Source organism: Stenotrophomonas sp. YJH_SMC_101-4, assembly GCF_059370395.1.
Genome location: NZ_JCAFTP010000001.1, coordinates 78709 through 91950 on the forward strand (window position 1 = coordinate 78709; position 13242 = coordinate 91950).

Annotated in this window: 10 protein-coding genes and 2 tRNA genes; all 12 read left to right on the top strand. The window is 65.4% G+C overall.

Annotation, left to right across the window (positions count from 1 at the left end; genetic code table 11):
* Positions 1-15: 15 nt before the first annotated feature.
* Entirely contained in the window at positions 16-1476 is a 1461-nt protein-coding gene (gene nuoN, locus AC5P8D_RS00350) for an NADH-quinone oxidoreductase subunit NuoN (RefSeq protein WP_414614941.1), read from the top strand.
* A gap of 127 nt (positions 1477-1603) precedes the next feature.
* A tRNA-Met gene (locus AC5P8D_RS00355) sits at positions 1604-1680 on the top strand.
* An 82-nt stretch (positions 1681-1762) separates the two neighbouring features.
* A tRNA-Met gene (locus tag AC5P8D_RS00360) sits at positions 1763-1839 on the top strand.
* 370 nt (positions 1840-2209) lie between these two features.
* Positions 2210-2800 (top strand): ribosome maturation factor RimP, encoded by a 591-nt coding sequence (gene rimP, locus AC5P8D_RS00365; RefSeq protein ID WP_005410450.1) that lies wholly within the window; start codon positions 2210-2212, stop codon positions 2798-2800.
* A gap of 4 nt (positions 2801-2804) precedes the next feature.
* Positions 2805-4316, top strand: a complete 1512-nt coding sequence (gene nusA / locus AC5P8D_RS00370) for a transcription termination factor NusA (RefSeq protein ID WP_006458580.1) — start codon at positions 2805-2807, stop codon at positions 4314-4316.
* A 92-nt stretch (positions 4317-4408) separates the two neighbouring features.
* Positions 4409-7054: a translation initiation factor IF-2 gene (gene infB / locus AC5P8D_RS00375; RefSeq protein WP_495202986.1), complete on the top strand. Its 2646-nt coding sequence runs from the start codon at positions 4409-4411 to the stop codon at positions 7052-7054.
* Positions 7055-7178: 124 nt separating this feature from the next.
* On the top strand, positions 7179-7562 hold the full coding sequence (gene rbfA / locus AC5P8D_RS00380) for a 30S ribosome-binding factor RbfA (RefSeq protein ID WP_005410447.1): 384 nt from the start codon (positions 7179-7181) through the stop codon (positions 7560-7562).
* Between the two features lie 105 nt (positions 7563-7667).
* Complete coding sequence (gene truB, locus AC5P8D_RS00385; protein WP_414614818.1) at positions 7668-8576, top strand: tRNA pseudouridine(55) synthase TruB; 909 nt, start codon at positions 7668-7670, stop codon at positions 8574-8576.
* A gap of 173 nt (positions 8577-8749) precedes the next feature.
* On the top strand, positions 8750-9010 hold the full coding sequence (gene rpsO / locus AC5P8D_RS00390) for a 30S ribosomal protein S15 (RefSeq protein ID WP_005410445.1): 261 nt from the start codon (positions 8750-8752) through the stop codon (positions 9008-9010).
* A gap of 151 nt (positions 9011-9161) precedes the next feature.
* On the top strand, positions 9162-11270 hold the full coding sequence (pnp, locus tag AC5P8D_RS00395; RefSeq protein WP_329833071.1) for a polyribonucleotide nucleotidyltransferase: 2109 nt from the start codon (positions 9162-9164) through the stop codon (positions 11268-11270).
* A 277-nt stretch (positions 11271-11547) separates the two neighbouring features.
* A complete protein-coding gene (locus tag AC5P8D_RS00400; protein WP_495202987.1) occupies positions 11548-12738 on the top strand; it encodes a glycoside hydrolase family 18 protein in 1191 nt (396 codons plus the stop codon).
* Positions 12739-12828: 90 nt separating this feature from the next.
* Positions 12829-13233, top strand: coding sequence for a VOC family protein (locus AC5P8D_RS00405; RefSeq protein ID WP_100446314.1), 405 nt, complete (start codon positions 12829-12831; stop codon positions 13231-13233).
* Positions 13234-13242: the final 9 nt, after the last annotated feature.

The window sequence follows — 13242 nt, forward strand, 5'->3', positions numbered from 1 at the left end:
TTCCAGGATTTGATGATGACCACCTCGCCGCTGCTGCCATTGACCGCCGCCGACCTGCCTCCGCTCGCTCCCGAGCTGGTGCTGATCGGCAGCGCCTTCGCCCTGATGATCCTCGACCTGTTCGTCAGCAACCGGAACAAGATCGTCACCCAACTGTTCGCAGTCGCCGCGCTGGCCGTGGTGCTGTTCATGCTGGCCACCGGCGTGGGCGGGCAGGGGGAAGTCTTCCATGGCATGTTCGTGCGCGACACCGCCGCGGACGTGATGAAGACCGGGATCGTGCTGCTCAGCGGCCTGACCCTGATCTACGGCTGGCGCTACCTGCGTGACCGTGACCTGTTCCAGGGTGAAATCCCGGTTCTGATCCTGTTCGGCACCGCCGGCATGATGATCCTGGTGTCCGCCGGCAGCCTGCTGATGGTCTACCTGGGCCTGGAACTGCTGGCGCTGTGCTCCTACGCCCTGGTCGCCAGCAACCGCGAGAACGGCCTGGCCTCGGAAGCGGCGATGAAGTACATCGTGCTCGGCTCGCTGGCCTCCGGCCTGCTGCTGTACGGCATGTCGCTGATCTACGGCGCCACCGGCAGCCTGCACCTGGACGTCATCCGCGATGCCATCCCGCACTCGGAAGAGCGCGTGCTGCTGATCACCGGTGCGGTGTTCATGATCGCCGGCGTCGCCTTCAAGCTGGGTGCCGCGCCGTTCCACATGTGGCTGCCGGACGTTTACCAGGGTGCCCCGGCGCCGATCGCGCTGTTCATCAGCTCGGCGCCGAAGCTGGCCGCCTTCGGCATGGCCTACCGCCTGCTGGAAATGGGCGTGGGCCCGCTGTCGACCGAACTGCAGATGCTGATTGCCGGCCTGGCCGCCGTGTCGCTGGTCATCGGCAACCTGATGGCCATCGCGCAGAGCAACCTCAAGCGCATGCTGGCCTTCTCCACCGTGTCGCATATCGGCTTCCTGCTGATGGGCATCGCCGGTGGTGGCGCCCAGGGCTATGCCGCAGCGCTGTTCTACGCACTGGCCTACGCCATCATGTCCACCGCCGCCTTCGGTGCGATCATCGCCCTGTCGCGCGCCGGCTTTGAAGCCGAGAACATCGAGGACTTCAAGGGCCTCAATGCCCGCAACCCGTGGATGGCCGGCCTCGTGCTGTGCATCATGGCGTCGCTGGCCGGCATCCCGCCGTTCCTGGGCTTCTGGACCAAGCTGGCCGTGCTCGGCGCTGCCGTGAACGGTGGCCTGCTGTGGCTGGCGATCCTGGGCGTGCTGTGCGCGGTGGTCGGCTGCTTCTACTACCTGCGTGTCATCAAGGTCATGTACTTCGATGAGCCGGTGGGTGAGGCCATGCCGCGCAGCAACGATCGCGTGCTGGGCCTGGTGCTGGGCGTGAACGCCCTGGCGCTGCTGGCTCTGGGCCTGGCCTGGAACCCGATCATGGTCTGGTGCCAGCAGGCATTTGCGCATCTTGCATAAAAGTTGACACAAAGCTGCGCGATTCGTGTAATATGCGCAGCCTGAGTTGTCACTGCAGCGGTTCAGCCAGAACATCGTTGCGGGAGTCCTCCTCGAAAGAGCAGGGCAGCAGTTCAAACACTTCCGGTGCGGGGTGGAGCAGTCTGGCAGCTCGTCGGGCTCATAACCCGAAGGTCGCAGGTTCAAATCCTGCCCCCGCTACCAACTTCAGATCGGCGCCAACCGGTTTGATGAATGAGGGAAAGCTTGCATGTTTTGAAGCCATCACTCATAATTCCGCTTCTGATGCGGGGTGGAGCAGTCTGGCAGCTCGTCGGGCTCATAACCCGAAGGTCGCAGGTTCAAATCCTGCCCCCGCTACCAAGTAAAGAGATCGCCTTCGAAGTCCTGCTTCGAAGGCGTTTTTCTTTGCAGTTTGCGTCGTTTCCGTCCGATTGGGGTCAGATCCCTTTATCCTGCGGAAATGGGATCTGACCCCAGGCCTCGCACCTTGCACCAGCGCGGTGCAGCCGCTATCATCAGCGACCTAGCAACACCCCTGAAGGTGGCCTCCCCAGCGGGAGTCCAGACCCGGAAGGAGGGCCGCAACCGGCAGGCAATGCGGGTTGCAACCGGAATCCAGTCACCGGAGTCTTTCCGGAAAAAGGGGCCCAGCGGGCCCTTTGTCGTTTCCGGGGCGTCATGTTTTCACGCCGGCCAAGGCCGGCACCCAACCAAGAGATCAAGGCAGGCTGTGAGCGACAAGGCAACCGACATCGCGAATCTGCTCGCCCCGACCGTCGTGTCGCTGGGCCTGGAGCTGCTGGGCGTTGAGTATCTGCCGGCCCCCGGCGGTGCGACCCTGCGCCTTTACATCGACGTGCCGCTGGCTGAACAGCCCGAGCGCATCATCAATGTCGACGACTGCGAGCGGGTCAGCCGCGAAGTGTCGGCGCAGCTGGACGTCGAAGACCCGATCAGCGGCAATTACACGCTGGAAGTGTCCTCGCCGGGCGTGGATCGCCCGCTGTTCAACCTGGAGCAGTTCGCCCGCCACCAGGGTGAATCGGCCAAGGTCACGCTGAAGCTGCCGCAGGACAACCGTCGTCGCCTGCAGGGCCGTATCGAGGCGACCGACGAGGCCGCTGGCACCATCACCTTCATCGTCGACAAGACCGAAGTGGTGGTGTCGGCCGACAACATCGACAAGGCACGGATCATGCCCGACTGGGTGGCGCTGGGGCTGGCCCCGAGCAAGCCGACCGGTCCGGCACCGAAGCGTCCGAAGCCGAACACGAATTCTTCTTCCAACGAGCCGGCGGCAAAGAAGCCGCGCGCGGAGTGAGCCAATGAGCAAGGAACTGTTGCTGGTAGTCGACGCAGTCGCCAACGAGAAGGGCGTGCCGCGTGAAGTGATCTTCGATGCCATCGAGGCCGCCCTGGCCTCGGCAGCGAAGAAGCGCTATCCCGACGAGGAAGTGCTGACCCGCGTGGTCATCGACCACAAGGATGGCAGCTACGAAACCTACCGCCGCTGGGAAGTGGTGGCCGATGACGTGGTCATGGAATCGCCGGATCGCCAGATCCGCCTGATGGACGCGGTCGATGAGGCCGAAGGCGTGGACGTCGGCGACTACATCGAAGAGCAGATCGAGAACCCGGATTTCGGCCGCATCGCTGCCCAGGCCGCCAAGCAGGTCATCGTCCAGCGCGTGCGCGAAGCCGAGCGCCAGCAGGTCGTGGATGCATGGAAGGATCGCGTGGGTGAGCTGATCACCGGTGTGGTCAAGCGCGCCGAGCGCGGCAACATCTACGTCGACCTCGGTGGCAACGCCGAAGGCTTCATCCCGAAGGACAAGGGCATTCCGCGCGACGTGCTGCGCGCCGGCGACCGCGTGCGCGGCTACCTGGCCGAAGTCCGTTCGGAACCGCGTGGCCCGCAGCTGTTCATCAGCCGTGCCGCCCCGGAATTCATGATCGAGCTGTTCAAGCTGGAAGTGCCGGAAGTCGGCCAGGGCCTGGTGGAAATCAAGGCCTGTGCCCGCGATCCGGGCGACCGCGCCAAGATCGCCGTGCTGGCCCACGACCAGCGCACCGATCCGATCGGTGCCTGCATCGGCATGCGCGGTTCGCGCGTGCAGGCCGTGTCCAACGAGCTCAATGGCGAGCGCGTGGACATCGTGCTGTGGAACGACAACCCGGCCAACTTCGTCATCAACGCGATGGCGCCGGCCGAAGTGCAGTCGATCATCGTTGATGAAGACAAGCACTCGATGGACCTGGCTGTCGCTGAAGACCGCCTGGCCCAGGCGATCGGCAAGGGCGGGCAGAACGTGCGCCTGGCCAGCCGCCTGACCGGCTGGCAGCTCAACGTGATGACCCAGGACCAGGTCACCGCCAAGTCGGAAGCCGAGCAGGCGTCGGCCCGCCAGCTGTTCATGGACAAGCTGGAAGTTGACGAAGAGATCGCCGGCATCCTGGTCAGCGAAGGCTTCGGTACCGTCGAGGAAATCGCTTATGTCCCGGTCGGCGAACTGCTGGCCGTGGAAGGTTTCGACGAAGACATCGTCGAAGAGCTGCGCGCTCGTGCCCGCGATGCGCTGCTCAATGAGGCCCTGGCAGTCGAAGAAGGCCTTGAAGACGGCCAGCCGGCGCAGGACCTGCTGTCCCTGAAGGGCATGGACGAAGCCACCGCATATGCGCTGGCCGGCCACGGCGTGCGTACCAGCGAGGACCTGTCCGACCTGGCCGCCGACGAGGTCATGGACTTCGGTATCGAAGGACTGGATCAGGCGCGCGCCGCTGCGCTGATCCTGGCCGCCCGTGCCGAAGAGATCGCCCGACTGGAACGCGGCGAATGAGCCGGCAATGAACAGGGCCCTGAGCCGCTCAGGGCGTAGAATCCGCGCCACCTCCAGATGCGGGGGGGCGCCCACAAGATCATAGGATCCGAATGTCGCAGCAAACCACCATCCGCAAGCTTGCCGAACTGGTCAACACGCCGGTCGAAAAACTGCTGGAACAGCTGGCCGGTGCCGGCATGAAGTTCAGCGGTCCCGACCAGGTCGTGACCAGCTCCGAGAAGGTTAAGCTCCTGGGCTTCCTTCGTCGTTCGCACGGCAAGCCCGAGCAGGCCCCGGAAGAGACCGATCAGTCTGCAAAGAAGATCACGCTCAACCGCCGGAAGCAGCAGGAAGTGACGGTCAATTCCGGTCGCAGCAAGACGACCGTGAATGTCGAGGTGCGCCAGAAGCGCACCTACGTCAAGGATGGTGCGCGCGCCATGACGCCGGACGAAGAGCGCGCCGACATCCTGCGCAAGCTGGAAGAGTCGCGTGCCCGCAACCTCGCCGAACAGCAGGCCTTGGCCGAGAAGGATCGTCTGCGCGACGAAGCCATCGTCCGCGCCCGTGAGGAAGAGATTGCGGCCAAGGAACGCGCAGAGGCCGAGAAGAAGGCTGCCGAAGAGGCTGCGGCTGCCGCCAAGGCTGCCGAGGCACTGGCCGCCACCAAGCCCAAGCGCGCTCCGATCGATGAAACCGCGCCGCGGCCGCCACGCACGCCGGCCGCCGCTCCGGCTGCGCCGCGCAGTGCGCCGCCGCCGCCGCGCAACGACGACCGCAACAACCGCAGCGCGCCGCGCAACGAGCGTGGCCCGGGCGATCGTTTCGCCGGCCAGATGCACCTGTCGGCTGCCGACCGCGCGCGTCGTGGCAACAGCAACAACAGCAACACCCGTGGTCGTCCGGGCGGGCGCAACCAGGCGGGTGGCCGTCGCGACATGTCGCGCGGTGGCAACAACGCCGGTCCGCACGCCTTTGAGCGTCCGACCGCGCCGGTGGTGCGTGAAGTGGCGATCGGCGACACGATCACCGTGGCCGACCTGGCGCAGAAGCTCGCGCTGAAGGGCGGCGAGGTGGTCAAGGCGCTGTTCAAGATGGGCGTGATGGCCACCATCACCCAGTCCATCGACCATGACACCGCTGCGCTGGTGACCGAAGAGCTCGGCCACAAGGCGATCCGTGCCAATGACAACGACGCCGAAGACGCACTGCTGGCCTCGACCGGTGAAAACCAGGGCGAAGCCACCCAGCGTCCGCCGGTGGTCACCATCATGGGCCACGTCGACCACGGCAAGACCTCGCTGCTGGATTACATCCGCCGTACCAAGGTCGCCACCGGCGAAGCCGGCGGCATCACCCAGCACATCGGTGCCTACCACGTGGATACGCCGAAGGGCGTGATCAGCTTCCTGGATACCCCGGGCCATGCTGCCTTCACCTCGATGCGTGCCCGCGGCGCCAAGCTGACCGACATCGTGGTGCTGGTCGTGGCCGCCGATGACGGCGTCATGCCGCAGACCAAGGAAGCGATCCAGCACGCCCGTTCGGCGGGTGTGCCGCTGATCGTGGCGATCAACAAGATCGACAAGTCCGACGCCGACCCGATGCGGGTCAAGAACGAACTGCTGTCCGAGCAGGTCGTGGCCGAAGACTTCGGTGGTGACACCCAGATGGTGGAGATCTCGGCCAAGACCGGCCTGGGCATCGACGACCTGCTGGACGCCATCTCGATCCAGGCCGAACTGCTGGAACTGAAGGCGGTCGACGAAGGCCGCGCCGCGGGCGTGGTGATCGAATCGTCGCTGGACAAGGGCCGTGGCCCGGTCGCGACCGTGCTGGTGCAGCAGGGCCGCCTGAAGAAGGGCGACTACCTGGTGTGCGGCATCCAGTACGGCCGCGTGCGTGCGCTGTTCGACGAAACCGGCAAGCAGCCGGAGTTCGCCGGCCCGTCCATCCCGGTGCAGGTCCTGGGCCTGTCCGGCGTGCCGGAAGCCGGTGACGACTTCGTGGTCGTCGAGGACGAGCGCCTGGCCAAGGACGTTGCCCAGCAGCGTGAGACCAAGCGCCGTGAATCGCGCCTGGTGGCCACCGCGGGCAGCCGCATGGAAGACATCATGGCGACCCTGGGCAAGGGCGAGGGCCAGCAGGTCCTCAACCTGGTCATCAAGGCCGACGTGCAGGGTTCGGTGCAGGCCCTCAGCCAGGCATTGGTCGCGCTGTCCAACGAAGACATCCGCATCAACGTGATCCACTCCGGCGTGGGCGGCATCACCGAATCGGACGCCAACTCGGCGGCCGCTTCGAAGGCTACCGTCATCGGCTTCAACGTGCGTGCGGATGCTTCGGCCCGTCGCATCATCGAATCCAACGGCGTGGACCTGCGCTACTTCTCGATCATCTATGACGTGATCGATCAGGTGAAGCAGGTGGCCTCCGGTCTGCTGGGCGTGGAGATCCGCGAAGAGATCATCGGTATCGCCGAGGTCCGCGACGTGTTCCGCAGCTCCAAGCTGGGCGCCGTTGCCGGCTCGATGGTCATCGAGGGCGTGGTCAAGCGCAACAAGCCGATCCGCGTGCTGCGCGACAGCGTGGTGATCTTCGAAGGCGAACTGGAATCGCTGCGCCGCTTCAAGGAAAACGTCGAGGAAGTCCGCAACGGTACCGAATGCGGTATCGCGGTGAAGGCCTACAACGACGTCAAGCCGGGTGACCAGATCGAGTGCTTCGAGCGTATCGAAGTGCCGCGCACCCTGTAATGCTGTACAGGACCGGCCCTCACGGGCCGGTCCACCCCCTGGTGGGGCCCGACCTTGGTCGGGCCGCTCCTCCTGGTAGGACCCGACCTTGGTCGGGTCACATTCAAATCGAGAGCCCGACCGCGTGCCCAAGACTTTCCATCGAACCGACCGTGTCTCCGCCCAGCTGCGCCGTGAACTCGGCACCCTGGTGCACAACGCCGTGCGCGAGCATGGGTTGCCCTCGGTGAGCGTGTCCGACGTGGAAATCACCCGCGACATGGCTCATGCCAAGGTGTTCGTCACCGCGCTGATGCCGGAGCGTTCGGCCGAAGCCGTGGCCGGCCTGAAGGAGCTGGGCTACCGCCTGCGCATGGACCTGGCCCGTGCGATGAAGTTGCGCCACGTGCCGGAGCTGCATTTCCACTATGACGACTCGGTCGACCGTGGTGAGCACATCGACAACATCCTGCGCGACCTGCCCGATACGCTGGCCGCGGAGAAGCGTCGCGAGAGCGACGAAGAATAAGCCAGCGCCGGGCCCATGCCCGGCGTCTTTTCATTCCGGCAACGCGATGCCTGTGCCGGCCGCGCTGCGGCAGCCGAGCATGGCTCGGCTCTACACAATCCTGTCATGACCCGAATTCAGTTCCGCCGCCTGGATGGCATCCTGCTGCTCGACAAGTCGACCGGCATGAGTTCCAACGCCGCCCTGCAGGTGGCTCGTCGCCTGTTCCGTGCCGAAAAGGGCGGCCATACCGGCAGTCTCGACCCGCTGGCCACCGGCCTGTTGCCGCTGTGCTTCGGCGAGGCGACCAAGATTGCCGGCCTGCTGCTCGGCTCGGCCAAGGCCTACGACGCCGAGATCATGCTGGGCCAGACCACCGACACCGACGATGCCGAAGGCCAGGTGCTGCTGCAGCGCCCGGTGCCTTCGATCAGTGCCGAGACCTTGCAGGCGGCGCTGGCGCCGCTGACCGGCAGCATCCGCCAGCGCGCCCCGATCTATTCGGCGCTGAAGCAGGGCGGGGAGCCGCTGTATGTGAAGGCCCGCCGCGGTGACGTCATTGAAGCGCCGGAGCGCGAGGTGCAGGTGCACGCCATCGAGGTGCTCGAGCAGCGGCCGGAGCGGTTGCGGCTGCGTGTGACCTGCGGCTCGGGCACCTATATCCGCAGCCTGGCCCGCGATCTGGGCGAGGCGCTGGGCTGTGGCGCGCATATCAGCGCGCTGCGCCGGCTCTGGGTCGAGCCGTTCCGTGAACCGGCGATGGTCACCCTGGATCAGCTGCGGGCGATGGTCGAGGCGGGTGACGAGGCGGGCATGGACGCGCTGTTGCTGCCGCTGGCGGCCGGCCTGGCTGAATACCCGCGGGTCGACCTCGATGCCGACCAGGCCCATCGCTTCTGCGTCGGCCAGCGCCAGCGCGATCTGTCGTGGCCCCGTGGTCTGGTGTCCGTGTTCGGTCCGGACGATGCTGTCCAGGGGTTGGGCCAGGTCGATGACAGTGGCCTGCTGGCTCCGCAGCGTCGTTTCAACCTCTGACCGGGCCCGGGCGGTTCAGCCCCGGTCCTTGTCCCGGAAGCCCCCGACCGTTACAATTTCGCGGCCGTTTTCCGGCAGCCTGCCTCGCGCGGGTTTCATCCTCGTAGTCCACGGCGAGCCTGGCGGTGCGCGAAGCGCGTTCCTGCCGGCCACGCATCACAGAGAAAAAAGAAATGTCGATCGACACCCAGAAGGTCATTGAAGACAACAAGCGCAGCTCGGCTGACACCGGCTCCCCGGAAGTCCAGGTTGCACTGCTGACCGCCCGCATCGAACTGCTGACCGGCCACTTCAAGACCCACAAGAAGGACCACCACAGCCGCCGCGGCCTGCTGCAGATGGTCAACCGCCGTCGCAGCCTGCTCGACTACCTGAAGAAGAAGGACGTCGAGCGTTACAAGGCCCTGATCGAAAAGCTTGGCCTGCGTCGCTAAGCAACGAATCCCCCGCGGCGCAGCGATGCGCCGCGGTTTTGTTTTGTAGCACCGCAATCCCCGATTCAGGCCGGAACGATCCGGCCACCCGCTGGCGGCAAGGGTCGCCGACGGTCCAAATTCGCAGACAGCATCCCCAAGGACACCCTCCGTGGCAAAAATCACCAAAACCTTCCAGTACGGCAAGCACACCGTCACGCTCGAGACCGGCGAAGTCGCCCGTCAGGCCAGCGGTGCCGTCATCGTCAAGATGGACGACACCGTACTGCTGGTCACCGCCGTCGCCGCCAAGAGCGCGCGCGAAGGCCAGGACTTCTTCCCGCTGACCGTCGATTATCAGGAAAAGTTCTACGCCGGCGGCCGTATCCCGGGTGGTTTCTTCAAGCGTGAAGGCCGTGCGACCGAGAAGGAAACCCTGATCTCGCGTCTGATCGACCGTCCGATCCGCCCGCTGTTCCCCGAAGACTACAAGAACGAAGTGCAGATCATCGCCACGGTCATGTCGCTGAACCCGGACGTGGACGGCGACATCCCGGCCCTGATCGGCGCCTCGGCTGCCCTGGCCCTGGCCGGCACCCCGTTCATGGGTCCGATCGGCGCTGCCAAGGTCGGTTACAAGAACGGCGAGTACATCCTGAACCCGACCGTCAGCGAACTGGCTGACTCGCAGCTGGAACTGGTCGTCGCCGGCACCTCCAACGCCGTGCTGATGGTTGAATCCGAAGCTGCGCTGCTGTCCGAAGAAGTGATGCTGGGCGCCGTGACCTTCGGTCACCGCGAGATGCAGAAGGTCATCAACGCGATCAACGAGCTGACCGTCGAAGCCGGCACCAAGCCGTCGACCTGGGAAGCCCCGGCCAAGAACGACGCGCTGATCTCCGCCCTGAAGGAAGCCATCGGCCCGCGCCTGGGCGAAGCCTTCCAGGTGCGCGACAAGCTGCAGCGCCGCGACGCCATCTCGGCGATCAAGAAGGACGTGGTCGAAACCCTGGCTGGCCGCGTGGCCGCTGAAGGCTGGAACCCGGCCGAGCTGTCGAAGGAATTCGGCGAGCTGGAATACCGCACCATGCGTGACTCGGTGCTGGACACCAAGATCCGCATCGACGGCCGTGCGCTGGACACCGTCCGCCCGATCGCCGTGAAGACCGGCGTGCTGCCGCGTACCCACGGTTCCTCGCTGTTCACCCGCGGCGAAACCCAGGCCATTGTGACCATCACCCTGGGCACCGCCCGTGACGGCCAGGTCATCGACGCCGTTGCCGGTGAGTACAAGGAAAACTTCCTGTTCCACTACAACTTCCCTCCGTTCTCGGTGGGTGAGTGCGGCCGTATGATGGGCCCGAAGCGCCGCGAAATCGGCCACGGTCGCCTGGCCAAGCGCGGCGTGCTGGCTGTCATGCCGTCGCTGGAAGCCTTCCCGTACACCATCCGCGTCGTCTCGGAAATCACCGAGTCGAACGGTTCCTCGTCGATGGCCTCGGTCTGCGGTTCCTCGCTGGCCCTGATGGACGCCGGCGTGCCGGTGAAGGCACCGGTTGCCGGTATCGCCATGGGTCTGGTCAAGGAAGGCGAGCGCTTCGTCGTCCTGTCCGACATCCTGGGTGACGAAGATCACCTGGGCGACATGGACTTCAAGGTGGCCGGTACCGCTGAGGGCATCTCCGCCCTGCAGATGGACATCAAGATCGAAGGCATCACCGAAGAGATCATGAAGCAGGCCCTGCAGCAGGCCAAGGCTGGCCGTCTGCACATCCTGGGCGAAATGGCCCACGGCCTGACCGCTCCGCGTGAAGAGCTGTCGGACTACGCGCCGCGCCTGTTGACCATCAAGATCCACCCGGACAAGATCCGCGAAGTGATCGGCAAGGGTGGTTCGACCATCCAGGCCATCACCAAGGAAACCGGCACCCAGATCGACATCCAGGACGACGGCACCATCGTCATCGCATCGGTCAACGCCATCGCTGCCCAGGCCGCCAAGGCCCGCATCGAGCAGATCACCTCGGACGTCGAGCCGGGCCGCATCTACGAAGGCAAGGTCGCCAAGATCATGGACTTCGGTGCGTTCGTCACGATCCTGCCGGGCAAGGACGGTCTGGTCCACGTGTCGCAGATCTCCAGCGATCGCGTCGAGAAGGTCGGCGACGTGCTGAAGGAAGGCGATGTGGTCAAGGTCAAGGTGCTGGAAGTCGACAAGCAGGGCCGTATCCGCCTGTCGATGAAGGCCGTGGAAGAAGGCGACGCCGTCAGCGCCGAATAATCGGCGGTGGGTGTCAACCTTGCTTGGTTGACACGCTCCTGGAATCGCTGAAATGAAAAAGCGGGCTTCGGCCCGCTTTTTCTTTGCCTCGAAGTTGCGAACAACCGCTCACCCAGGTCGCCGCATGTCCTGCTGCGGTGCATGAGAGGCGCTACGCAGCCATTGTTCTGTCACCGTTGCACGGATCGCGCCTGTCCATCGGACGACATGCCACGACATCGGTCCCACAGCCCCATCGGTTTGCTAACGTGGCGGCGCCTTCGAACCGGGAGATTCCATGTTCCGCCAGACTGTGGCCGTCCTTGCCGTACTGATTGCCGGCGCCCTGCCCATTGCCGCGCACGCTGCGCCCGCACAGCCGCCGATCTTCGGTGCCTACTACCCCGGTGGTTCCGCCGAGCGCTATCCGGTGTCGAGCATTCCGGCCGAGCGCCTGACCCACCTGTTCTACGCGTTCTCGACCATCGAGGACGGGCGCTGCACGATCGGTGCGGAAGCGCCGAAGCATTTCGCCGCACTGGCCGAACTCAAGAAGGCGCATCCGCACCTGCGCACGCTGATTTCGATCGGCGGCTGGGGCGCAGGCGGGTTCTCCGATGCGGCACTGACCGATACCAGCCGCAAGCGCCTGGTCGACTCATGCATGACGCTGTTCTTCGAGCGTCATGCAGGCAGCTTCGATGGTGTGGACATCGACTGGGAATTCCCGGTCAGTGGTGGGCCGAAGGAACTGGCGCACCGCCCGCAGGATCGCGCCAACCTGACCCGGCTCGCGCAGGCGTTCCGCGTGGCACTTGATGCGCGCGGTCGCAAGGCGGGGCAGCCGATGCTGCTGACCGCCGCGCTGGCCGCCGGTCGCCTGCAGACGGATGGCCCCTACGATCCGGCGGCGAGCTACGACCTGCAGGCGCTGGCCAAGGTGTTCGATTTCATCAACCTGATGAGCTACGACATGGGCACCGGCTTCTCGGCGGTGTCGACCTTCAACGCACCGCTGCTTGAGGTGGCGGCCGATCCACTGGCGCCGGAGCTGCGCCGTTGGAACAACGTGGCCGGTGCCGTGCAGTTTTACCGCGACCACGGCGTACCGGCCCACAAGCTGGTGCTGGGCGTGCCGTTCTACGGGCGCGGCTTCAAGGTTACAGGTGATGCCCCGGATGGGTTGTACCAGCCCTACAGCGCACCGGCCGATGCAGGCGACTGGCGGGTGATCAAGGCGCGCTATCTCGACCAGCCGGGCTGGACGAAGCACTGGCAGCCGCAGGCGCAGAGCCCGTGGCTGTACAACGCCGAACAGAAGGTCTTCATCAGCTATGAAGACCCGCGCTCGATCGGGCTGCGTGCGCAGTTCGCCCGCGAGCAGGGCCTGGCCGGTGTATTCATGTGGGAGCTGACCGGCGACGACGAGCAGGCCAGCCTGCTCAACGCCATGCTGGGCCCCTGGCAGAAGGCGCGCATCGGCGATTGAGCTGCATCAGGCGATGCCCGGCGCAATGCCGCAACGCCATCGGCCCAACCCCGCACAGCATGTCCACGCCCGCAGCGTTACGCTGCGGGCATGATCCATCTCGAACGCCTGGACCATCTGGTCCTCACCGTCGCCGACATCGACCGCAGCTGTGATTTCTACCAGCGCGTGCTCGGCATGCAGGTCGTGCGCTTCGGCGCGGGACGTACCGCGCTGCAGTTCGGCCAGCAGAAGATCAATCTGCATCCGGCCAGTGCCCCGCTGCAGCCGCATGCGTTACGACCCACGCCGGGCAGCGCCGACCTGTGCCTGGTCACGCATACGGCGGCAATCGATGTGCTGGCACACCTGCAGGCGCAGGCCGTCGCGGTGGAGGAGGGGCCGGTGGCCCGCACCGGCGCACTGGGTCCAATCGAATCGGTGTACTTCCGCGACCCGGATGGCAACCTGATCGAAGTCAGCCGCTACCTGGACCCAGCGCACCTGCTCCGGTAGCGCCGGGCC

Bases quoted from the DNA above. Each gene is read 5' to 3' on its own strand.
- rpsO (WP_005410445.1), top strand. From the start codon at position 8,750: ATGTCGATCGACACCCAGAAGGTCATTGAAGACAACAAGCGCAGCTCG.
- infB (WP_495202986.1), top strand. From the start codon at position 4,409: ATGTCGCAGCAAACCACCATCCGCAAGCTTGCCGAACTGGTCAACACG.
- nusA (WP_006458580.1), top strand. From the start codon at position 2,805: ATGAGCAAGGAACTGTTGCTGGTAGTCGACGCAGTCGCCAACGAGAAG.
- nuoN (WP_414614941.1), top strand. From the start codon at position 16: ATGACCACCTCGCCGCTGCTGCCATTGACCGCCGCCGACCTGCCTCCG.
- AC5P8D_RS00405 (WP_100446314.1), top strand. From the start codon at position 12,829: ATGATCCATCTCGAACGCCTGGACCATCTGGTCCTCACCGTCGCCGAC.
- truB (WP_414614818.1), top strand. From the start codon at position 7,668: ATGACCCGAATTCAGTTCCGCCGCCTGGATGGCATCCTGCTGCTCGAC.
- AC5P8D_RS00400 (WP_495202987.1), top strand. From the start codon at position 11,548: ATGTTCCGCCAGACTGTGGCCGTCCTTGCCGTACTGATTGCCGGCGCC.